Genomic DNA, 20,788 nt, shown 5'->3' on the forward strand with positions numbered 1-20,788 from the left:
TATTTAGTAATACGCCAAGTAAGTCGGCAACGGGGAACCGCCTCATTGGTCCTGAACCCCGCTGCCCGCCGCGCCCAATCCAGGCGGCGGCAGGGATGCAGATCCTGGCGCCGGACAGCCAGGCCTAGGCGTCGCCGAGGCCCCGTACCGAGGCAATAAACTGTTTCAGTTCCGCCGTCCGCGGCCGGGCGAACAGTTCTCGGCTTGCGCCCTGCTCCCACACCGTGCCCTGGTGCATAAACACCACCCGGTCGCCGACTTCGCGGGCAAAGCTCATTTCATGGGTGACCAGGATCAGGGTCATGCCTTCGCCGGCCAGTTTTTCCAGCACTTTCAACACTTCCCCCACCAGTTCCGGATCCAGCGCCGAAGTGATCTCATCGCACAGCAGCACCTTGGGATCCATCGCCAGCGCGCGGGCGATGGCCACCCGCTGCTGCTGGCCGCCGGAAAGGCTGGCGGGGTGGTAATCCAACCGGTCGCCCAGGCCGACCTTGTCCAGCATCGATACCGCCAGTTCGCGGCATTCGGCCGCATTTTTCCCCAGCACCCGGCGCGGCGCCAGCATCACGTTTTGCAGCGCGGTCATATGCGGGAACAAATTGAAATTCTGGAACACCATCCCCACCGAACGACTGATTTCCCGCGCCTGGGCATCACGGTGGGTCACCGTCATGCCGCCCAGCTTAATGCTGCCCTCCTGATACTCTTCCAGGCCGTTGATGCAGCGCAGCAGGGTGCTTTTGCCGGAACCGCTGCGCCCGATAATCGACACCACCTCGCCGGCGTCGATATCCAGATCGATCCCCTTCAGCACATGGTTCTGGCCGTAATATTTCTGCACCTGGTTAATGGTTATCAGCGGCATGATACTTTTTCTCCAGATAATGGCTGAGGCGGGAAAGGGGATAACACATCAGGAAATACCCCAGCGCCACCAGGCCGAAGACTTTAAACGGCTGGAAGGTGACGTTGGTGAGCATGGTCCCCGCCTTGGTAAGCTCGACAAAACCGATGATGGACGCCAGCGCGGTGCCTTTAACCACCTGTACCGAAAACCCCACCGTCGGCGCAATGGCGATGCGGATGGCCTGCGGCGCCATGACCCGCAGCAGGGTCTGGCCGAAGCTTAAGCCCAGGCAGCGGGACGCTTCCCACTGTCCTTTCGGCAGGGCATCGATACTGCCGCACCAGATATCCACCAGGAACGCGCTGGTGAACAACGTCAATGCCAGCGCCGCCGCCAGCCAGGGGCTGACATCAATGCCGAACAGCGCCAGGCCGAAAAAGGCCAGGAACAGCTGCATCAGCAGCGGCGTGCCCTGGAACAGGTTACTGTAGGCGCGAACACCCTGCTTTAGCCAGCGCCGGCGCGACAGGCGCATCAACATCAGCGGCAGGGTCAACAGGCCGCCGCCGGCAAAGGCCACCAGCGACAACAGCAGCGTCCAGCGCGCGGCCAGCAGCAGGTTGCGCAGGATATCCCAGTCGGTAAACGACGTCATGCCTCTTCTCCGCCGAAGATCAGGCGCCCGGCCCGTAGCAATACCTGGCGCATCAGCAGCGACAGCATCAGATACATCAGCGTCACCACCAGGTACACCTCAAAACTCAGGAACGTGCGCGACTGGATAAGGCTGCCGGCAAACGTCAGTTCCTCATAAGACACCTGGGAAACCACCGACGATCCGAGCATCACGATCACGCACTGGCTCACCAGCGCGGGGTAGATGCGTTTTAATGCCGGCGGCAGCACCACCCGCAGGAAGACCTGGCCGCGCGACAGGCCGAGCACCCGGCCGGCCTCCCACTGCCCCTTCGGCGTGGCCTGGATGCCCGCGCGGATGATTTCCGTGCTGTAGGCGCCGAGATTCACCACCATCGCCAGCAGCGCCGCCTCGCCGGCGGTCATTTTCAGCCCCAGCGCCGGCAGGCCGAAGACGATAAAAAACAGCTGCACCACAAACGGCGTATTGCGGATAAGCTCCACATAGACGCCCCATAACCGGCCCGGCACGACATACCGGCCGCTGCGGATAGCCGCGCCGCACACGCCGAGGGTAATACCGCCCGCCGTGGCGGCGGTGGTCAGCATCAGGGTCACCCACAGCCCGGACAGCAGTTCGGGCGTATAGGGCCACAGGGCGGCGAAATTAAGCTGATAGGTCATGGGCGCGGCGTCCTCAGGCGCCCAAATCGGCCGGCAGCGGCGCTTTCATCCATTTTTCGGACAGACTGTTGAGGGTATTGTCTTTCAGCGCTTCGTCGATCAGGGCGTTAACCTTCTCCTTCAGCGCCGGCTCATCCTTGCGCAGGCCGACATAGCACGGCGAGTCCTTAAGCATAAATTTCGCCGCCGGCGCCTTGGCCGGGTTCTGGCGGGCAATGGCGCTCACCACCAGATTACCGGTCGCCACATACTGCACCTGGCCGGACATATAGGCCGACAGCGTGGTGTTGTTATCTTCATAACGCTTGATCTGGGCATCCTTCGGCGCCAGATCGGTCAGCACCATATCCTCCACCGCGCCGCGGGTCACCCCCACCGTTTTGCCGGCCAGTTCCGCCGGCGCTTTCAGCCCGTCGTCCTTCGGCCCGAAGACGCCGAGGAAAAACGGCGCGTAAGCGCGGCTGAAATCAATGGTTTTTTCGCGCTCGGCGTTTTTACCCAAACTGGAAATCACCAGATCGACCTTGTCCGTTTGCAAATAAGGCACCCGGTTGGCGCTGGTCACCGGCACCAGTTGCAATTTCAGCTTCATCTTGTCGGCCAGGTAACGCGCCATGTCGATATCGTAGCCCTGGGGCTGCAGATCGGTGCCGACCGACCCAAAAGGGGGGAAGTCCTGTGGAATGGCGACCCGCAGCACGCCGCGCTGCTGGATTTGCTGTAACTGATCGGCCAGGGCCGCCCCCGCCTGGGTAAACAACAGGACCGCGCCCGCCAGGGCTATAAGCTGTTTTCTGATTTGCATACCGGGTTCCCAAGATGAAGTAATGAAACAAATGATTCTCAGGCTAATTATCTGCAACTAATGTGCCAAATGAAACCATCGATTCACTCCGGGGAACGCAAAGGGAAAATATCAGGCCTGCCCCGCCATAAGCGGGGTTATGCTAACGGGAATGGCAAAGCCTTGGCCCTGCGGCGGGAAAATAACGCACCCATAAAGTGCAAACGCACCGCTATGTCGCGCTGTTTTTTTTATGAACCCCGGGGTTCAAGCTCATCCAGTTCGCCATACCCATCGGCGATACTGTGGATGCGCGCCCGTCCCTGGGCCAGGGTATGATGCAGCAATGCGTTGCTGATAAGGTTCGCCAGGCTCATGGCAGACGAGTAGGAATCAAACGCCGATACGCTGTCAAGCGTTGCGGCGATATGCCAGCGCGCCAGCGGAATCAGCGCCTGCGCCTGGGGCTCGCTTATCAGCAGCACCGGCACGGCGTTATTTTTAAGCTGCAGTAATAACGGCCGGATTTGCGGCGTGCGCCGGCGAAACGCCACCACCACCACCATATCCTCGGCGGTCAGATCCACTATTTCTTCGGCCAGCGTCTGCCCCGGCTGCGGCAGCAGGCTCACCCGCCCGCGCACCTGCAGCAGTTGCTGGCGCAGGTGCATCGCCACCGGATAGCTGTTGCGCAAGCCCACCAGGCACAGACGCCGGGCATTATCCATCGCCGTTATCACCGCGGAAAACTGCGCGCCGTCCAGCCGGTTGACCCAGTAGGTCAGGTTAGCCATTTCCTGTTTGTAATGCCGTGACAACAGCGTGTTGCCCTGGACCGCGTCGCGGCTATCGGTTAACGGCATCCCGCTTTGGCGCAACACCCGCAGTTCGTCGCGCATCTGGCGATAGTTATCATAACCCAGGCGTTTGAACAGCCGGCTGACGGTCGCCTTGGAGACGCCGCTTAAACGCGACAGCTCCGCGCTGTTATAACTGATCAGATCGTCGAAATGATCGAGGATAAACGCGGCGACCCGCTGTTCCTGCGGTGAAAGCTGCGCATAAGCGGCGCGCAGGCGCTCATCGAATTGCTTCATATCTCCTTCCCGGCTGCAACCTTTGTTTCATATTACCCTAGCATATCCTGCCGCGGCGCAGGCAAATGAATCCGGCGGCGCGGGTTGGAACGCCTCTTGCTTAACTGTTGCCAGCCTCCGCCCGTTAACAAGAGATATTGACCACGATGAACAACAGTTCCATGGCGCCGATGGGCATGGCGGTGACGCCGCATCATCTTGCCAGCGAAAGCGCGCTGGCCGTCCTGCGCGCGGGCGGCAACGCCATTGAAGCGATGGTGGCCGCCGCCGCGTCCATCGCGGTGGTCTACCCGCATATGAACGGCCTGGGCGGCGATGGTTTCTGGCTTATCGTGCCGCCGCGCGGCGAGCCGGTCGCCATCGATGCCGGCGGCCCGGCGGGTTCGCTGGCGACCTTCGATTTTTACCGGGATGAGGCGCTTATCCCCCATCGCGGCGCGATGTCGGCGCTGACGGTGGCGGGCACGGTGGCCGGCTGGGCTGAGGCGCTGTCGCTCTCGGCGGAAATGGGCTACCCGCGGCTGCCGCTATCAAGCCTGCTCGCGGATGCCATCCGTTATGCCGCCGACGGCATGCCGGTTTCCCTGTCGCAGGAACAGGCTTCCCGCGCCAAATTCTCCGAACTGGCGGGCCGGGTGGATTTTGCCCGGGTGTTTTTTCCCCATCGGGAGATTCCGCTGGCCGGCAGCCGCTTTACCCAGCCGCGGCTCGCCGAAACCCTTATCGCCCTGGCGGAGCAGGGACTGGACAGTTTTTACCGCGGCCCGGTAGCCGCCGGCATGGCCCAGGAAATGAAGGCGATCGGCATGCCGGTCACCGCCGCGGATTTGGCCGCTTACCGCGCCAGACGGCGCGCCCCGCTGCGCCTGGCGCACGGCAAAGGCGAGCTGTTTAACCTGGCGCCGCCCACCCAGGGCCTGGTGTCGCTGGCCATCCTCGGCATTACCGATCGCCTGTCCATGGCCGCGCAGTCTGAAACCCAGACCATCCATCGCATCGTCGAGGCCACCAAGCTGGCGTTCGCGCTGCGCGATGAAGTTATCACCGACCCGGCGCACCTGGCCTGCGATCCTGACGCCCTGCTGGCGCCCGCTTTCCTGGACGGCCTGGCGCGCCGGGTGGACGCCGAACGCGCCGCGCCCTGGGGCAGTATGCTGGCGCCGGGGGATACGGTATGGATGGGCACGGTGGACAGCAGCGGGCTGGCGGTGTCCTTTATCCAGAGCATTTACCACGAATTCGGCAGCGGCGTGGTGCTGCCGAAAAGCGGTATATTGTGGCAAAACCGCGGCGCCGCCTTTAGCCTGGAGCCCGGGCATTTGCGGGCGCTGGCGCCGGGCAAATATCCGTTCCATACGCTTAATCCGGCCGCCGCAAAGCTGCATGACGGCCGGGTCATGGTCTACGGCGCCATGGGCGGGGACGGCCAGCCGCAGACCCAGGCGGCGATATTTACCCGCCATATCATGCAGGGCATGCCGTTGCAGCAAGCCGTCAACGCGCCCCGCTGGCTGCTGGGGCGGACCTGGGGGCAGGCCACCGATACCCTGAAACTCGAAGGGCGTTTTAGCGGCGCCACCTTTGATGCCCTGCGCGCACTCGGCCACGAGGTGGAGTCCCTGCCGGATTTCAGCGAAGCGGTCGGACACGCCGGCGCGATAGTGCGCCATACCAACGGGATGCTGGAGGGCGCGTTTGACCCGCGCAGCAACGGCAGCGCCGCCGGATTTTAGTGTTAACAAAACCTGGAGAACCTGATGGATAAGCCCTTGATTCCGACCGATGCGGTACCCATGGTTTCCGTACCGGGCGATTCAGCGCCCGGCGACTCAATGCCAAACGATTCCTTGCCTGGCGATGCCGTTCCCATCGATTGCGCGGCCTATATCCGCCAGATGGAAAGCGTGCTGGCGCTTAAGCTTGATGACGCCAGGCGCGCGGAGCTGCTGGCGCAGTTTGAGCGCATCGCCGCCATGGCGGCCCCACTGATGGCCTTTCCGCTGGATGACCGGCTGGACGTGGCGGGAGTCTACAAGGCATGAACATCACCACCCTGGCGTCATTATCGATAGCCGAGATCACCGCCCTGCTGGCCGGGGGCGAGGTATCGGCCCGTGAGATCGCCCGCGCCGTCCTGGACGCCATCGACGCCGCCAATCCGGCGCTGAACGCCTGGACCCGGGTCACGACGCAGAGAATGTTAAGCGAAGCCGACGCCCTGGACGCGCTGCGCCGTGCCGGCTCCCCCCTGCCGCCGCTGGCGGGCGTCCCTTATGGCGTGAAAAACCTGTTTGACGTGGCGGGCGAAACCACCCTGGCCGGCGCCAGCCTGTACAGCGATCGCGCCGCGGCGCAGCGGGACGCCTGGGCGGTGGCCAAACTGGCCGGCAGCGGCGCCATGCTGTCCGGCATGCTGAATATGGATGCCTACGCCTATGGTTTTACCACCGAGAACAGCCATTATGGCGCTACCCGCAATCCACGCGACCCGGCGCGCATCGCCGGCGGCTCCTCCGGCGGGTCGGCCGCCGCGGTGGCCGCCGGGCTGGTAAAGTTTTCCCTGGGCAGCGATACCAACGGTTCCATCCGGGTGCCGTCGTCACTGTGCGGCATCCTGGGCTTAAAACCCACCTTCGGCCGGCTGTCGCGCGGCGGTACGCATTCATTTGTCGCCAGTCTGGATCATATCGGGCCGATGGCGCTGTGCTGTGAAGATCTCAGCGCGGTCTATGACGCGTTGCAGGGCATTGACCCCGGGGACGGGTTCCAGGCCGACCGGCCGGTCAGCCCGACGCTGCCGCTGCTGGACCGGGGACAGGAGGGGCTGCGCTGCGCGGTGCTGGGCGGGTATTTCCGCGCTTGGTGCGACGCGGATGCCGCCAGGGCGCTGGACACCGTCGCCCGGGCGCTGGGCGCGGACGAAGAGGTGATGTTCCCCGAGGCGGCGCTCGCCCGCTCGGCGGCCTTTATCCTCAGCGCGTCGGAGGGAGGCAACCGTTACCTGCCGGCGTTGCGGCGGGAACCGCACCGCTTTGAGCCGCTGTCGCGCGAGCGCCTGCTGGCCGGCGCGATGCTCCCTTCCGCGTGGTATATCCAGGCGCAGCGTTTTCGCCGCTATTTGCAGGAGCGCATCCAGCCGCTATTCGCCCACTGGGATATTTTGCTGGCGCCGGCCACGCCCTGCTGCGCCACGCTTATCGGCCAGGACACGTTTACCGTTAATGGCCAGGCGCTGCCGGTGCGCGCCAGCATGGGCATGCTGACCCAGCCGGTGTCGTTTCTGGGTCTGCCGGTGGTGACCGTACCGCTCACCATCGCGGGCGGGATGCCGATCGGCGTGCAGCTGATCGCCGCGCCGTGGCGTGAGGATCTCTGCCTGCGCGCCGCGCGGGCGCTCGAGCAAAGCGGCGTGGTAGCGGCGACCGCCGCCTGCCAAAAAGCGGCCTGACGGCTGACGACGCAGGCCACGGGGGGCAACGTTAAATGCCGGGTTTTACGGGCTGGTCTACAGGTTCAGCCCGTTAAAATGGCCGCTGATCTCTTTTGGCAGGGGATAATCCAGATCGCCGTATTTGCTGGTGGACAATCCCATGGCGTAAAGGGATTCAATCAGCTTGATGGCGGCGCTGACGCCGTCTATCACCGGCAGTTGCAGTTCCCCGGTCAGCTCCTGCGCCAGGTCGGCCATTCCGGCGCAACCCAGTATAATGGCGCCGATACCGTCTTCCCGCTTGGCCCGGATGCAATGCTCCCGCACCTGCTGCTGCGCCAGCCCCGAATGATCCTCCAGCGCCAGCACCGGTAAATCAATGGCGCGCAGCCGGGAACAGTGCCGCTCGAAACCGTAGCTGTGCAATAGCTGGCGGGCGATAACCAGCGTGCGCGGCAGGGTGGTGACCACCGAAAAACGGGTCGCCACCAGGGTCGCCATATGCATCGCCGCCTCGGCAATGCCGACCACCGGCGCGCCGGCCAGTTCCCGCGCCGCCAGCAGGCCCGGATCGCCGAAGCAGGCGATGACATGCCCGTTCATCCCCTGTTCGCGGCCCTGTTTCACCCGTTGCAGCACGCCCATGGTCGCCACCGCTTCGTCGAAATGCCCTTCCACCGAGGATACGCCCTCCGCCGGACAGACCGCGACGATATCGGTGCCCGGCGCGGCAACGCGCCGCGCGGCCGTCTGGATCCGCTCGGTCATGGCAACGCTGGTGTTGGGATTGATTAATTGTATACGACAAGCGGCCATTATCGCGGCTCCTTTCTACCTGTGCCTGCACCGAATATACGGCGATGGTTATCCGGTTACGCCCGGGCGGCCAGATTTCTGTGCCGCCCAGGGCCGGAACCGGGCAAGTACTACCCTTTTACCGCCGGCGAGAATAAGCGCGCAAAGTCCGGCGTGGTTTCGCCGCTGCGCTCGAAATGAAGATTCGCCAGGATATCGTCGAAATGCTGTTCCATCTGCCGCACCAGCGATGGGGTATCCCCCGCCTTTAACACCGCGACCAGCTGCTGGTGATCATGGCAGCGGCAACCCTGCTGCCACGGCGCGCCATAAGCGGCAATCACCAGCGAGGAGCGCAGGGTGAGCTGCGAGACCATTTGCGTCAGCACCTCGTTGCCGGAAATCGCCTGCAGCTGCACATGGAACAGCGCGGAAAGACGAATCGCGGTGGCGCCGTCCCGCTCTTCATGCGCCCTTGCCTCCCCGGCCAGCAGATCCTCCAGCGCGCTGATATGCACCGCCTCGCAGTGTGCCGCCACCTGCGGTAAATTCGCGCACTCCAGCATGCGGCGGGTCAGCAGGACATGACGCGCCTCATCCACCCCCGGGGTGATCACCTGCGCACCACGCTTGGGCGTAAGCCGGATCAAATGCACTGCGGCAAGGCGCTGCAGCACTTTGCGAATGCCGGTACGGCTGATGCCGAAGGCCGCCGCCAGCGCTTCCTCCGGCAATTTGCTGCCGGGCGGCAGCTGATGCTCGACGATGGCTTTGACTATGGCGTGATAAATCTCATCGTCCTTATCCTGCGAAAAAACAGTACTTTTCAGGCCGTACCAACTGGACATTCACCGCTCCTGTATACGATAGAGATCTATTTCCGTATACCAAAATTAAAAATTAAGTATACACATTTTGTCGCATTGGCCTGGATCCTGCAAATCATTCCTCAGTACCGACATCCAAGGGTAGTGATAAGAGGAGCACATTTCATGCCAAACACTCATCAGGTAAGCGATAGCATTGGATCCACCGATCACAGCCGTTACAGCCCCAAGCTCTGCAACGAGGATTTAGCCCCTACCCGCCAGCAGGACTGGAGCTGGTACAATATTTTTTCATTCTGGATGTCGGACGTGCACAGCATGGGCGGCTACGTGGTGGCCGCCAGCTTTTTCACCCTGGGACTGGCGAGCTGGCAGGTATTGTTATGCCTGCTGCTCGGCATTTGCATCGTGCAAATCTGCGCCAACCTGGTGGCGAAACCCAGCCAGATGGCCGGCGTGCCCTACGCGGTGATCTGCCGCCAGGCATTCGGCGTATTCGGCGCCAATATCCCGGCGGTGATCCGCGGGCTTATCGCCTTTGCCTGGTACGGCATCCAGACCTATCTGGCGGCGAACGCCCTGATGCTGGTATTGCTGAAATTCGTGCCGTCATTACAGGCGCTGACGCAAAGCCACTGGCTGGGGCTTTCCACGCTGGGATGGCTCTGTTTTGGCGTGATGTGGCTGCTCCAGGCGATGGTGTTCTGGCACGGCATGAACGCCATCAAGAAGTTTATCGATTTTGCCGGACCGGCGGTCTACGTGGTGATGCTGGCGCTGGCCGGCTGGATCCTGTTCCAGACCGGGATAAGCAATATCTCCTTTACCCTGAGCAGCAAAGCGCTGACCCCGGGCCAGCAGGCCTGGGAAATGCTCACCGCGGTGGCGTTGGTGGTCTCCTATTTTTCGGGACCGCTGCTGAACTTCGGCGATTTCTCCCGCTACGGTAAAAGCATGGATGAAATCCGCCGGGGCAACCGCTGGGGCCTGCCGTTCAATTTCCTGCTGTTTTCCATTGTCACCGTGGTCATCGTCTCCGGTACCCAGAGTCTGTTCGGCCAGATGATTACCGATCCGATTGAAACCGTCAGCCGGGTCGGCAGCAGCGTGGCGGTGGCATTGGGCCTGCTGACCATGATTATCGCGACGATAGGCATTAATATCGTGGCGAACTTTGTCTCGCCGGCATTCGATTTTTCCAACTGTTCGCCGCAGAAAATCAGCTTTCGCACCGGCGGCATGATCGCGGCGGTGGGTTCGGTGCTGCTGACGCCGTGGAATCTGTTCCAGTCGCCGGAGCTTATCCATTACACGCTGGACGTGCTGGGCGCGTTTATCGGCCCGCTGTTCGGGATCCTGATCGCCGACTTCTATTTTATCAAGCGCGGCAAGGTATGGGTGGACGACCTGTTCAACGCCACGCCGTCCGGCCGTTATTGGTATAATAATGGTTTTAACCCCAAGGCGATCATGGCCCTGGCGCCGGCGGTGCTGATAGGGCTGGCGATAAGCTTTACCCCCGGCCTGCATCAGGTGGCGAACTTCAGCTGGTTTATCGGCGTCTTTCTGGGCGCCGGCTGCTATCGCTATCTGGCGCGCCGCGATATCGTCGCCAGCGCCGGCATGCATTACGCGGGCCTGGCGCCGGCGCCGAAAGAATAGGCTTTAGCCCTGGCACCGCCCCGGGTGTCCGGGGCTGATGCTGCGCGGCGGGTGATTATAAATTGTCGTGATGCTAATCCGCGTGACAGGGCCGCACAAAACGCTGTTCCATCACTTCCCGGCCCCATTGCCGGCCGGGAGACGCCTCGGCCAGGACAAAACCCTGTGACTCATAAAGACGCCGCGCCGCATCCAGCCCGCTGAAAGTCCACAGCTGGGTGGCGGTAAAAGCCCGGCGGTCGCAGAACGCCAGCGCTTCTTGCAGCAAACGCCGGCCGATACCCGCCCCGTGCAGGCCCTCTTCCACGATAAACCAGCGCAAATGTGCCTGCCGCCCGGGCAGATCCTCGCCGTCAATGGCGACCGAACCCACGATCCGCCCGCTGTCGACGGCGGTCCATAATTGGTTGTCAGGGTGGGCCAGCCTGGCGGTAAATTCAGCCAAACCGCTGGCTACCTTGGCTTCAAAAAACTGGCCGAACCCCGTATGACGGGAATAAAAATGCGCATGCATTTGTACGATGCGGCCGATAACGGCGGGCTGATAACCCGTATCTATACGCACCGGCGCGGCGATCTGCGCTGGCGCCTGGCCATGGGACGTCAGGGCTTGGGCATAAAGAGCCAAACCCCGGGCAACCGCCTGCCGCTCCGCTTGCTGCATGCGTTCCATTGCCGCCCTTACTTGTTGCCGCGCAAACGCCTCAATAACGGCCCGGGTGCGCTGGCCCGCCGCGGTTAAGGCCAGGAGTTTGACGCGCCCATCGACGGCGCTGGCGGTTTCTTTCACTTCCCCGGCGTTAATCAGCTTACGCACCATGCGGCTGACGCTGGACTTTTCCAGGCCCAGCAGCTCAGTGAGCTGCGCCGCCGTCATATCGCCCCGCGCGCCAATTTCCACCATGGCATGCACAGCCGAAGGCGGATAGTCGGTTGCAGCCAGGGTTGATTGCATAAACCCCAGTTTACGCACCATCTGGCGCGAGGCCGCGCGAATGCCGTCAACCAGCGGCAGATCATCCTCTGTCATGCAAATTGCCCATATAGTTGTATTATGCAACTTACTATAGGGCCGAATCCGGCATCCTGTCGAGGCCTGGACGCGATGTAACGGCGGGGACATAGAGGGTCATCACATAATAAGATCGGCAATAACGGTATCCGCGGGGCCGGAACCATCACTCCGTCGGTGCCCCGCGCGTCCGGTGTGTGAGGCCGTGATATCATGGCCGCCCGGGGCCGGCATTTCCCTCAATGGGCTGTAAGACACCCCAAGCCCATCAGCGTTGTTTCCACCGCCAGCTCCAGCGGCGTATGGGGTTCGCTGCCCAGCATCGCCTGCAGGCGGCTGTTATCCAGCCTAACCGGCTGGCGCCAGAGATAACGCATTTCCTGCAGTTCACGCAGGGTGGGCACCACCGGCGCCAACAGCGAGGTAAGCCACCACGGAAAAGCGCGCAACGCTGGCTGCCCGCCGTGGCGCATGACCACGCGGCGAATAGCGTGCGCCATTTGCATGCCGTCATCATCCCAGTGCCCCGCCATATGGAAGGTGCTGAAAGGCGATAATGTCTCACGCCGGGCCAGCAACGCCGCCATCGTCTCGGCGATGTCCGGCAGATAACACCACTGATGGCCGATACCGGCCTTCCCGGGGCTATTGATCACCTTCACCGCCCGTCCCGGTTTGATCACGCCTTGCGAGAACCAGGTATTGCCCGCTCGTGGGCCAAAAAAATCCCCGGCCCGCACCACGATGGCCCGCGCCCCCCGATCGGCCGCCGCCTGCAAACGCCGTTCAAGCTCGACGCGAATGGCGCCCTTACGGGTCAGCGGATGCTGCGGGGCATCTTCATTCAGCAATGGAAAAGCATCCGGTCCATAATTGTAAACCGTGCCCGGCAGCATAATGGTGGCGTTTTCGGCGACGGCGGCGCGGATGCTATTGTCGATCATCGGCAGCACCAGCTCTGCCCAGCGTCGGTAGCCCGGCGGATTAACGGCATGGACAATCACGCCGCACCCCCGCGCCGCGCGCATCACATCCCCGGGGTTCATCGCGTCGCCGCGCAGCCAGTGGATGCCGTCCCGGTATTCGCCGGCGGCCGGCGCCTGCCGGTAAAGCGCCCGCACCTGCCAGCCGGCGTGATGCAATTTGCGCGCCGCTTCGCCGCCAATGCCGCCAGTCGCGCCAAGGACCAAAGCCGTATGCGCCGGATTGTCCGTTATGTTCATCGCATTTCTCCCCAAGGGTTATAAGAGAATTTTAATGCGGCGGCGTATAAAAGAAATTGTCTATGTCAGGCTACAACCTATACATTTATGTATGGTCAACAAGAGAGGGGAGTTTATGGGCTCAACTATCGGCTGGGAATACTACCGCACTTTTCTCGCCGTGCTCACCGAAGGGTCGCTCTCAGGCGCGGCGCGTGCCCTGGGCATTACCCAACCAACAGCGGGCCGCCATATCGCCGCCATGGAATCCTCATTCGGCCAGCCCTTGTTTATCCGATCGCGTAACGGCTTATCCCCGACGGAGGGCGCAATAGCCTTACGGGGGTATGCCGAAACCATGCGCGATACCGCCGCGGCGCTGGAAAGGGCGGCCACCGGCCGTGGCCGGGAAATCGCCGGTACGGTACGGATTTCGGCCAGCGATGTGATAGGGACGGAAGTATTGCCGCCAATGCTGGCGCAGCTAAAACAATCGCATCCGCTGCTGCGCCTTGAACTGGTGACCACTAACCGGGTACAGGACTTACTGCGGCGCGAAGCCGATATTGCCGTTCGTATGACCCCGCCCAAACAGGAATCGCTTATCGCCAGACGCGTGGGCGATGTGAAGCTCGGCCTCTACGCGCATCGCGACTATCTGCGCCGGCACGGCGTACCGTCCGCGCCCGCCGACCTGACCCGGCATGCGCTGATCGGATTCGATGAAGAAACGCCTTATCTGCGGGCCGCGCGCAGGCAGTTGCCGGTATGGACGCGCGATGCCTTCACCTTTCGCACCGACAGCGATCTGGCCCAACTGGCGCTTATCCGCGCCGGCTGCGGCATCGGCATATGCCAAACGGCGCTGGCAGGGGACCTGGTGCGCGTACTGCCGCAACAGTACGGGTTTATCCTGCCCACCTGGATCATCGTGCATGAGGATCTGCGCGCCAGCCCGCGCTGCAAAGCGACCTTCGACGCGCTGGTGCTTTGCCTGCAACGGCATACCGGAGAGCTGGGCTAGCAAGCGTTTAGAGAGCAAGGTTTTAAAGGCGCGGTGCTGAGATCAGGAAAATACTGCATGATGGGCTAAAGCAGGCGGTGATGAAGATGAAGAGGATAGCCGGCGGGGCAAATCACGTTCACGAATGCGAAAATCAACAGGTTACATCACGCTACGGATGACCAACACGGATAATAAAAACAAGCCGTCATTCTTGCTTGTAAAATGAAATCCCGGCACGGACGGCAGTCAACGCGCCGGGGTAACAGAGTTATAGGCACCTATGTAATAGGTACTTACATCTTTATAGGCACTTACCTCTGTTGATAGTGCGTTTTGCACTGAACAGCACTAGCTGCGGCTGCTGTTCTGACCGCCTTTTTTACCGGCTTCAGACGCTTTTTCACGGTCGTTCTTGAAATTACCGCCGCTATTCTGGCCGCCTTTTTTACCGGCTTGGGAGGCTTTTTCACGATCTTCAGCGAAATTACCTGAACCACCACGATGTTCGGTCATAATAATATTCCTCTTATTCATGGTTTACTTATTTGCATACCTTTATCTATAGGTATATCAGGAGATAAAGTGTATGCGCGTCTTACATTTTTAACTTTAGCGCATCATGCCCAAAACGCAAGGTTTGCTTATTTTTCATAAAAAGCATTCCTATTCAAATTGTTATTTGTTGTCGTTACATTTTGTAAAAAAATTAAAGAAAATTTCTTATTGATATTCCCGGCAACCTGACGGATAAACGCATAAAAAACAGGCAATATTTTATTATTGCCATGCGGCGTGCTTTCGCCGGCAGAAGCGTCAGCGGTAAATTAAGCTTAGAATTTGGTGAAACGCGACACCCGCATAAACATCGCGAATAATATGATAGTTTGAGATAAAAAAATCCCGCCGTTCCACAACGGAGCGAGTGGTGGCGGGCAAAACTTCACCAGGGAAAAACGTCATCACATCTTATCGTTATAAGACTACAATATCATTATGTGTCCGCACTTCATTATTTCAAGGAGGCCATCATAAATAAACGCCATGCCCTGGCGGCGTACCCAAAAAAAACCTGCCAGAGAAGCATGTCTGTTATGCCTACTGGTCTAATATTTTATCAGTGGGCTATTTTCAATCCTGCCATGCTCATTATCATTCTTAATATCAGAGAAACAATAAACAACGCCATCACACTGCCACACCAAATCACCACCAGCCAAAATATACGGCCCCACCAGGACGGCAAGGACGGTGAATGTTTCATTTTTCGTATCAGCGCCATAGCTCTGTCCCCCTCAATGGTAGCCTTCATTATGGGTAACCTTGCCTCGGAACACATAATAACTCCAAAACGTGTAGACCAGGATCAGGGGAATAATAAACAAGGCGCCGACCAGCATGAATCCCTGGCTCTGCGGCGGCGCGGCGGCGTCCCAAAAGGTAATCGACGGCGGGATAAGATGAGGCCAGATACTGATGCCCAGGCCGCTATAGCCCATAAAAATAAGAAACAGGGTCAGCAGAAAAGGTGAATAATGGGTATCGTCCCGCATAATCGCGCGCCACAGCGCCCAGGCCGTGAGTAATACCAACACCGGCACGGGTAAAAAGAAAAACACATTCGGCAGGCTAAACCAGCGATGCGCAATCGCCGGCTGCGCCAAAGGCGTCCAGACGCTGATAATGGCGATAATGGCCAGCAACGCCAGGGTTAACAGCCCGGCCCACTGTTTCATGTCGCTATGCAGCCGGTCACCGGTTTTCATGATTAACCAGGTGCTGCCTAACAACGCATAGGCCGCCATAAGTCCCAGGCCGCAAAACAGGCTGAACGGCGTAAGCCAGTCCAGGACGCCGCCGCTGTAGTGGCGCGCCTGCACCGTAAAGCCATTGATAAACCCGCCCAATACCACCCCTTGCGAAAAGGTGGCGATAAGGGAACCGGCAAAAAATGATTTATCCCAGATATGCTGGCGCTCCGGGGCGGCCTTAAAGCGGAATTCAAACGCCACGCCGCGAAATATCAATCCGATAAGCATCAGGGTAAGCGGGATTGCCAACGCGTCCAGAATCACCGAATAGGCAAGCGGGAACGCGCCGAATAATCCGGCCCCGCCCATTACCAGCCAGGTTTCATTCCCATCCCACACCGGCGCAATGGTATTCATCATAACATCGCGATCGTGGCGTTCTTTCACCAGCGGAAAAAGCAGACCGATGCCCAGATCAAAACCATCCATGACCACATACATCATGATGCTGAAAATAATGATGATCAGCCAAATCAGCGGAAGATCGATGCCCATAATTAGTGTCTCCCCTCAGGAAAACCCTCGTCGCCGGCGGCGCCATTGTCCGCCGCCGACAACGGCCGGGCCGGCGTCCGCTTCTGTCCGGGGCCGCCTTCCGGCGCGTGCCGTCCGCTGCTGGATTGCGGCCCCTGCCTGATAAGCCGGAGCATATAGATAATGCCGGTGCCAAAGACGGCAAAATAAACCACGATAAACGCCAGCAGGCTGATGCTCATATGCAGCGCGCCGTGGGCCGACACCGCGTCCCTGGTACGCAGCAGGCCATAAACAACCCATGGCTGGCGGCCTATTTCAGTGGTAAACCAGCCGGCAATGATCGCCAGCAACCCTGAAGGGCCCATATATAAAACAAATTGATGAAACGGGCGGCTGTGAAATAATGTGCCGCGCCAGCGCAAATACAGGCCGGCGACGCCCACGGTGATCATCAATAAGCCCAGGCCGACCATGACCCGGAATGACCAAAAGATAATGGTGGAGTTCGGACGTTCATCCGGCGGAAAATCCTTCAGCGCGGGAATGGGCTTGTCCAGGCTATGGGTAAGAATAAGACTGCCGAGATAAGGTATTTCCAGCGCAAAGCGCGTTTTTTCCGCGCGCATGTCGGGCAAGCCGAACACAATCAGCGGCGTGGCCCGGCCGGCGGTATTCTCCCAATGCCCCTCTATGGCGGCTATTTTGGCGGGCTGATGTTCAAGCGTATTAAGACCGTGCGCGTCGCCGACAAAAGCTTGTATGGGGGCGACGCACAGCGCCATCCACATCGCCATTGAAAACATGATACGTACCGGCGCACTATTATTGCCGCGCAGCAAATGCCAGGCGCCGGAGGCTCCGACGAAAAAAGCGGAGGCCAGAAACGCGGCGATGGTCATATGCAGCAATCGATAAGGAAACGAGGGATTAAAAATCACCGCCAGCCAATCCACCGGGATAACCTGGCCGTTGACAATCTCGAACCCCTGCGGCGTATGCATCCAGCTATTGGAGGCCAGGATCCAGAACGTGGACATTATCGTGCCCAGCATCACCATACAGGTGGAAAAGAAATGTAATCCCGGCCCCACCCTATCCCAGCCAAATAGCATAACGCCGAGAAATCCGGCTTCAAGGAAAAAGGCGGTCAGGACTTCATAGGTCAGCAAAGGGCCGGTGATGGATCCGGCAAAAGCCGAAAACCCGCTCCAGTTGGTGCCGAATTGATAGGCCATAACCAGCCCCGAGACCACGCCCATACCAAAATTGATGGCAAATATTTTTAGCCAGAAATGATAAAGATCGCGATAGCTTTCCCGCCGGGTTTTAAGCCATAGGGCTTCCAGCACCGCCAGGAAACTGGCCAGACCGATAGTGATAGCGGGGAAAATGATATGAAAAGAAACGGTAAAGGCAAACTGTATCCTTGCCAGTATAAACGCGTGCACATCGCCCATGCTTACCTCTGCTTGCCCGGCTCTCCTGAGAGGGGCTTTAGCCGTTGCCACCGTCCTGAGACGTCGCGATAAGCCGCATTGCTGCGCTCACGCCCAGGCACGGCAATTAAGGGATAACATTGGTTGCTCAGTCTGGCCAGGATCCTGCCCGTGTAATAAAAATAGCCTTATTGATGAGAGGCCATAAGCAGCGTGACGGGAAGCAATGGGCAAAGATGTTTTCCAGGCCAGTTCACCTATTATAAGCCAATAACGCCAATAGCAGCGGTTTACCCCGGCAAAAGATGCCGTGGGTAAACCGCGGGGTTTTTATTTTTTCTTGCTTTTCTTCGCGGGTTTGGTCTGCCCGGCCGCCTCGTTTTCAATCGGGGGCACCGCGCCGATTTCCGCGCCGGTGATGGGATTCACCTGCGGATCGGATTGGGTACGCAGCGTCAGGGTATCCACATTGGCCTGCTGCCTGGGCGGCAGCGCCACGCTGGCGCCGCCATCACCCCCGTCAACCGCCGGCGCGGGATTGGCGACGTACGCGAAGTTTTCATCCGAATTCCAGCTACCGCGCACCTCGCCGCCATCCGACATATTAAAATACGTAGTGGCATATTTTTCAATAGGCGGAAGCTTGCCCGGCGGAAAGTTATTGCGAATGGAATACAACGCCTTTTCAAACGAAATCTGGTGCGCCACTTCACGCGTCATCAGAAAACCCAACGCATCCTTTACCCCGGGATCGTCCGTCAGATTAATCAGACGTTCATAGATGATTTTCGCCCGCGCTTCGGCGGCGATATTCGATCGCAGATCGGCGGTCACTTCACCGATGGTATCAATATACGCCGCGGTCCAGGGCACGCCGGCGGAATTCGTTAATGCCGGTCCGCCGCCATACAGCAATGCCGTCGTATGGCTGCTATTGCCGTTGCCGGTTAATGAACGATACAATTCCGCCTCTTGTTCGGTGCCCTCCGCCAGATCGCCCTTGGCGCCTTTATTAAGCATGCCGACCAATGAGCCGATAATTTCCAGATGGCTCAGTTCTTCCGTGGCGATATCCAGCAGCAAATCCTTGCGTCCCGGATCTTCATCCCCGAGGCCCTGGGTGAAATAGCGGCACGCCGCCGCCAGCTCGCCCTGCGGACCGCCGAATTGCTCCAGCAGAAGATTCGCCAGCCCTGGATTAGGCTGGGCGACACGAACGGTAAATTGAAGTTGTTTTACGTGTCTAAACATGCTCACTCCCGACAAAAGTTATTATTTTCAATGCTTCCATGCCGGTTTTCCCTTATTCTCACCACGGACGAAGCAACCTGTCGCTTTATCCGGCAAGATCATTTTTTCGCCTCGACATCGGGCGTGGCGGAACGCACCATAAACTGTTCCGTGACATTCGGCAGATGGGTAAAGGCCCATTCGGCCATGGCGAGTTCCTGTTCGCGGATTTGCTCAAAAACCCTGGCGCCTTCAACATCCCCGGCCAGCTTGGCGGCGGCGATAAGCGATGTGTAGCAAGCGGCTTCAAAATGTTCAAAGACATAACCGCTGATGGCGCCTTTAACCACTTCGTCCTCCGCGGTCATGCCGCCCACCGCCTGCCCAAAGGCCGACATTTTCCCCATGACGTCTTTTAAGGTTGAACGGGAAATGTTATTACGATCAATCACGTCCTCCAGCAGCACCAGTTGCTGACGGGTTTCTTCTCTATGCAGTTCAAGACGCGCCTTCAGATCGGGATAATGCTCCAGCCGGCCGGCCATTTTTTCCAGCATGCTTTCGGCTTGTTTTTCCATGGCGTGCGCGTCACGAAGCCAATCGTGGTAATTTTCTTCGTAAGTCATGATTCACCTCTCAATTGATTAAACAAACCTGCCTGTCGTGGTATCCGTGGTCTTTTTGCCAGGAACGTATGCACCAGGGAGGTAGGGTGGCTTAACTGCCGTGCCAAAAAAAACCGGGCCTTGAATTTGAAGTAATGGTTAACAAGATACGGCGCGCGGAAAAAAGAAAATATTTCTGCAGCCGCGCTTTCATTTTGTGGTTATCCGGCAAAAAACATGGGGGAAAAGAGAGTACCTAACAACCCTGCCCTGCACGGTGCAGCGTCAATTTCTTTATTTTCCAATGCCATTTCGCCCGGGCTATGAAATATAATACGTTGCAGGCATACAATAATGTTCCATTGCTTAAAATAGCTGTCATTGCGTCATTTTATGCCCGTGATGATAAATACGCCTGGCACTTTAGCCTGGTTTACATTGACCGGGTTTAAATGGATGGGTGCCGTCGAATAATTTATCTCACCGCATTAAAGATGAACAATTAAACCCAGCGCGGATGATACTCTTAACAAAAATAAAGCGTCTGCGGTATATTTAATCCGCTGACTACCCTATTTCACAGGGTCCAGTAATCTTCCCCCGCCCTATCACTGCGCGGCCATAAGAATATTCTCCTGCAACTCTGCGCAACACTCATAACATTAGAGGGTGCTTGATGTTAATTGTTTAGTTAATGTCTCGCTTGTTGTACCTATTAAAATGTAGCGCATCTTAAGATAAGCGCAAGTTTGAATCGATATTTTTGACTTTATAAAAAAACCATTTTATTCATAGCGTTATCATCGCACCCTGCCATGGAAAAATAAAAAAATAAACTTTTACCATCAACGCGCCGGCTCTTTTTATGCCAGTGATAATGATTGTTTGGCGTGGCGCCAATCCGGAAATTAAGCGAAGCGGGGAGCTGTTTCATTAGATTAGATTTATGTTTTATGCAACTCTATAAAAAATTCACATTAAATCCGTCTGTTATAGAATTTTCCTCTTTCCAGGGCGGCCGCTATTTTTCAGCAGTCGCCATCGCCGGGAAAGGATTATTACGCGCATGTCACGTCACAGATGAGAATGATATATATTATCAACGCGCTAACCAAACCGACTGTTAGCCAAAAAAACCACGGTCGCGAAAAATAAGAATAATGCCACGGCAACGGTGGGCTTGCGTATGGAGACTCAGCCGGGACCAGGGAAAAAACCTCGCGCGCCGCCGGTTAAAGTGTCCGGGG

Annotated in this window: 20 protein-coding genes; 5 read left to right on the plus strand and 15 right to left on the minus strand. The window is 58.7% G+C overall.

The annotated features are described in order from the left end of the window. Window positions 1-124: 124 nt before the first annotated feature. The 5 genes from ABUK12_RS14340 to ABUK12_RS14360 all read right to left on the minus strand — a co-directional run bounded on the left by ABUK12_RS14340 (window position 125) and on the right by ABUK12_RS14360 (window position 4,051). Window positions 125-868, minus strand: a complete 744-nt coding sequence (locus ABUK12_RS14340; RefSeq protein ID WP_410012495.1) for an amino acid ABC transporter ATP-binding protein — start codon at window positions 866-868, stop codon at window positions 125-127. Further along, window positions 849-1,505 carry an amino acid ABC transporter permease gene (locus tag ABUK12_RS14345; protein WP_410012496.1) on the minus strand — a complete coding sequence of 219 codons (657 nt, stop codon included), beginning with the start codon at window positions 1,503-1,505 and terminating at the stop codon, window positions 849-851. Before ABUK12_RS14345 ends, ABUK12_RS14340 begins: the two co-directional genes overlap by 20 nt. Further along, entirely contained in the window at window positions 1,502-2,170 is a 669-nt protein-coding gene (locus ABUK12_RS14350; RefSeq protein ID WP_410012497.1) for an amino acid ABC transporter permease, read from the minus strand. Before ABUK12_RS14350 ends, ABUK12_RS14345 begins: the two co-directional genes overlap by 4 nt. Window positions 2,171-2,183: 13 nt before the next feature. Beyond that, window positions 2,184-2,975, minus strand: coding sequence for a transporter substrate-binding domain-containing protein (locus tag ABUK12_RS14355; RefSeq protein WP_410012498.1), 792 nt, complete (start codon window positions 2,973-2,975; stop codon window positions 2,184-2,186). A 230-nt stretch (window positions 2,976-3,205) separates the two neighbouring features. Beyond that, window positions 3,206-4,051, minus strand: a complete 846-nt coding sequence (locus ABUK12_RS14360) for a MurR/RpiR family transcriptional regulator (RefSeq protein WP_410012499.1) — start codon at window positions 4,049-4,051, stop codon at window positions 3,206-3,208. A 146-nt stretch (window positions 4,052-4,197) separates the two neighbouring features. On the opposite strand from ABUK12_RS14360, the gene ABUK12_RS14365 reads away from it, so the two are divergent. From ABUK12_RS14365 to ABUK12_RS14375, 3 genes are all read left to right on the plus strand, one after another. Next, window positions 4,198-5,784 (plus strand): gamma-glutamyltransferase family protein, encoded by a 1,587-nt coding sequence (locus ABUK12_RS14365; protein WP_410012500.1) that lies wholly within the window; start codon window positions 4,198-4,200, stop codon window positions 5,782-5,784. A gap of 99 nt (window positions 5,785-5,883) precedes the next feature. Beyond that, window positions 5,884-6,093, plus strand: a complete 210-nt coding sequence (gene hpxX / locus ABUK12_RS14370; protein WP_410016656.1) for an oxalurate catabolism protein HpxX — start codon at window positions 5,884-5,886, stop codon at window positions 6,091-6,093. Further along, on the plus strand, window positions 6,090-7,499 hold the full coding sequence (locus tag ABUK12_RS14375; RefSeq protein ID WP_410012501.1) for an AtzE family amidohydrolase: 1,410 nt from the start codon (window positions 6,090-6,092) through the stop codon (window positions 7,497-7,499). The genes hpxX and ABUK12_RS14375 overlap by 4 nt, the downstream gene beginning before the upstream one ends. A gap of 57 nt (window positions 7,500-7,556) precedes the next feature. Here the strand turns inward: ABUK12_RS14375 and ABUK12_RS14380 are convergent, their stop codons facing one another. Both ABUK12_RS14380 and ABUK12_RS14385 read right to left on the minus strand, forming a co-directional pair. Then, entirely contained in the window at window positions 7,557-8,297 is a 741-nt protein-coding gene (locus ABUK12_RS14380; RefSeq protein ID WP_410012502.1) for an aspartate/glutamate racemase family protein, read from the minus strand. A 110-nt stretch (window positions 8,298-8,407) separates the two neighbouring features. After that, on the minus strand, window positions 8,408-9,124 hold the full coding sequence (locus tag ABUK12_RS14385; RefSeq protein WP_410012503.1) for a GntR family transcriptional regulator: 717 nt from the start codon (window positions 9,122-9,124) through the stop codon (window positions 8,408-8,410). Between the two features lie 144 nt (window positions 9,125-9,268). Here ABUK12_RS14385 and ABUK12_RS14390 point away from each other — a divergent pair, with 144 nt between their 5' ends. Further along, window positions 9,269-10,765 carry an NCS1 family nucleobase:cation symporter-1 gene (locus ABUK12_RS14390; protein ID WP_410012504.1) on the plus strand — a complete coding sequence of 499 codons (1,497 nt, stop codon included), beginning with the start codon at window positions 9,269-9,271 and terminating at the stop codon, window positions 10,763-10,765. 73 nt (window positions 10,766-10,838) lie between these two features. Here ABUK12_RS14390 and ABUK12_RS14395 read toward each other — a convergent pair whose 3' ends face one another. Both ABUK12_RS14395 and ABUK12_RS14400 read right to left on the minus strand, forming a co-directional pair. Next, on the minus strand, window positions 10,839-11,795 hold the full coding sequence (locus ABUK12_RS14395; protein WP_410012505.1) for a GNAT family N-acetyltransferase: 957 nt from the start codon (window positions 11,793-11,795) through the stop codon (window positions 10,839-10,841). Between the two features lie 221 nt (window positions 11,796-12,016). Next, complete coding sequence (locus ABUK12_RS14400; protein WP_410012506.1) at window positions 12,017-13,000, minus strand: NAD-dependent epimerase/dehydratase family protein; 984 nt, start codon at window positions 12,998-13,000, stop codon at window positions 12,017-12,019. Window positions 13,001-13,115: 115 nt separating this feature from the next. Here ABUK12_RS14400 and ABUK12_RS14405 point away from each other — a divergent pair, with 115 nt between their 5' ends. Further along, window positions 13,116-14,003 (plus strand): LysR family transcriptional regulator, encoded by an 888-nt coding sequence (locus ABUK12_RS14405; protein ID WP_410012507.1) that lies wholly within the window; start codon window positions 13,116-13,118, stop codon window positions 14,001-14,003. 330 nt (window positions 14,004-14,333) lie between these two features. Here the strand turns inward: ABUK12_RS14405 and ABUK12_RS14410 are convergent, their stop codons facing one another. From ABUK12_RS14410 to ABUK12_RS14435, 6 genes are all read right to left on the minus strand, one after another. Then, entirely contained in the window at window positions 14,334-14,498 is a 165-nt protein-coding gene (locus ABUK12_RS14410; RefSeq protein ID WP_410012508.1) for a general stress protein, read from the minus strand. Between the two features lie 601 nt (window positions 14,499-15,099). Beyond that, on the minus strand, window positions 15,100-15,321 hold the full coding sequence (locus tag ABUK12_RS14415) for a DUF2474 domain-containing protein (protein WP_410012509.1): 222 nt from the start codon (window positions 15,319-15,321) through the stop codon (window positions 15,100-15,102). Continuing rightward, window positions 15,278-16,288 carry a cytochrome d ubiquinol oxidase subunit II gene (gene cydB / locus ABUK12_RS14420; RefSeq protein ID WP_410012510.1) on the minus strand — a complete coding sequence of 337 codons (1,011 nt, stop codon included), beginning with the start codon at window positions 16,286-16,288 and terminating at the stop codon, window positions 15,278-15,280. The genes ABUK12_RS14415 and cydB overlap by 44 nt, the downstream gene beginning before the upstream one ends. A gap of 2 nt (window positions 16,289-16,290) precedes the next feature. Next, a complete protein-coding gene (locus ABUK12_RS14425) occupies window positions 16,291-17,727 on the minus strand; it encodes a cytochrome ubiquinol oxidase subunit I (protein ID WP_410012511.1) in 1,437 nt (478 codons plus the stop codon). Between the two features lie 309 nt (window positions 17,728-18,036). Next, the gene (locus ABUK12_RS14430) at window positions 18,037-18,957 is read right to left on the minus strand and encodes a manganese catalase family protein (RefSeq protein WP_410012512.1); all 921 of its coding nucleotides are present in this window, start codon (window positions 18,955-18,957) and stop codon (window positions 18,037-18,039) included. Window positions 18,958-19,055: 98 nt separating this feature from the next. Next, complete coding sequence (locus tag ABUK12_RS14435; protein WP_410012513.1) at window positions 19,056-19,562, minus strand: ferritin-like domain-containing protein; 507 nt, start codon at window positions 19,560-19,562, stop codon at window positions 19,056-19,058. Window positions 19,563-20,788: the final 1,226 nt, after the last annotated feature.

The organism is Sodalis sp. C49, assembly GCF_046352915.1.
Lineage (GTDB): Bacteria > Pseudomonadota > Gammaproteobacteria > Enterobacterales > Enterobacteriaceae > Acerihabitans.

Excerpts from the sequence above, each read along its gene's own strand:
- ABUK12_RS14340 (WP_410012495.1), bottom strand. The coding sequence starts at position 868 with ATGCCGCTGATAACCATTAACCAGGTGCAGAAATATTACGGCCAGAAC.
- ABUK12_RS14345 (WP_410012496.1), bottom strand. The coding sequence starts at position 1,505 with ATGACGTCGTTTACCGACTGGGATATCCTGCGCAACCTGCTGCTGGCC.
- ABUK12_RS14350 (WP_410012497.1), bottom strand. The coding sequence starts at position 2,170 with ATGACCTATCAGCTTAATTTCGCCGCCCTGTGGCCCTATACGCCCGAA.
- ABUK12_RS14355 (WP_410012498.1), bottom strand. The coding sequence starts at position 2,975 with ATGCAAATCAGAAAACAGCTTATAGCCCTGGCGGGCGCGGTCCTGTTG.
- ABUK12_RS14360 (WP_410012499.1), bottom strand. The coding sequence starts at position 4,051 with ATGAAGCAATTCGATGAGCGCCTGCGCGCCGCTTATGCGCAGCTTTCA.
- ABUK12_RS14365 (WP_410012500.1), top strand. The coding sequence starts at position 4,198 with ATGAACAACAGTTCCATGGCGCCGATGGGCATGGCGGTGACGCCGCAT.
- hpxX (WP_410016656.1), top strand. The coding sequence starts at position 5,884 with ATGCCAAACGATTCCTTGCCTGGCGATGCCGTTCCCATCGATTGCGCG.
- ABUK12_RS14375 (WP_410012501.1), top strand. The coding sequence starts at position 6,090 with ATGAACATCACCACCCTGGCGTCATTATCGATAGCCGAGATCACCGCC.
- ABUK12_RS14380 (WP_410012502.1), bottom strand. The coding sequence starts at position 8,297 with ATGGCCGCTTGTCGTATACAATTAATCAATCCCAACACCAGCGTTGCC.
- ABUK12_RS14385 (WP_410012503.1), bottom strand. The coding sequence starts at position 9,124 with ATGTCCAGTTGGTACGGCCTGAAAAGTACTGTTTTTTCGCAGGATAAG.
- ABUK12_RS14390 (WP_410012504.1), top strand. The coding sequence starts at position 9,269 with ATGCCAAACACTCATCAGGTAAGCGATAGCATTGGATCCACCGATCAC.
- ABUK12_RS14395 (WP_410012505.1), bottom strand. The coding sequence starts at position 11,795 with ATGACAGAGGATGATCTGCCGCTGGTTGACGGCATTCGCGCGGCCTCG.
- ABUK12_RS14400 (WP_410012506.1), bottom strand. The coding sequence starts at position 13,000 with ATGAACATAACGGACAATCCGGCGCATACGGCTTTGGTCCTTGGCGCG.
- ABUK12_RS14405 (WP_410012507.1), top strand. The coding sequence starts at position 13,116 with ATGGGCTCAACTATCGGCTGGGAATACTACCGCACTTTTCTCGCCGTG.
- ABUK12_RS14410 (WP_410012508.1), bottom strand. The coding sequence starts at position 14,498 with ATGACCGAACATCGTGGTGGTTCAGGTAATTTCGCTGAAGATCGTGAA.
- ABUK12_RS14415 (WP_410012509.1), bottom strand. The coding sequence starts at position 15,321 with ATGTGTTCCGAGGCAAGGTTACCCATAATGAAGGCTACCATTGAGGGG.
- cydB (WP_410012510.1), bottom strand. The coding sequence starts at position 16,288 with ATGGGCATCGATCTTCCGCTGATTTGGCTGATCATCATTATTTTCAGC.
- ABUK12_RS14425 (WP_410012511.1), bottom strand. The coding sequence starts at position 17,727 with ATGGGCGATGTGCACGCGTTTATACTGGCAAGGATACAGTTTGCCTTT.
- ABUK12_RS14430 (WP_410012512.1), bottom strand. The coding sequence starts at position 18,957 with ATGTTTAGACACGTAAAACAACTTCAATTTACCGTTCGTGTCGCCCAG.
- ABUK12_RS14435 (WP_410012513.1), bottom strand. The coding sequence starts at position 19,562 with ATGACTTACGAAGAAAATTACCACGATTGGCTTCGTGACGCGCACGCC.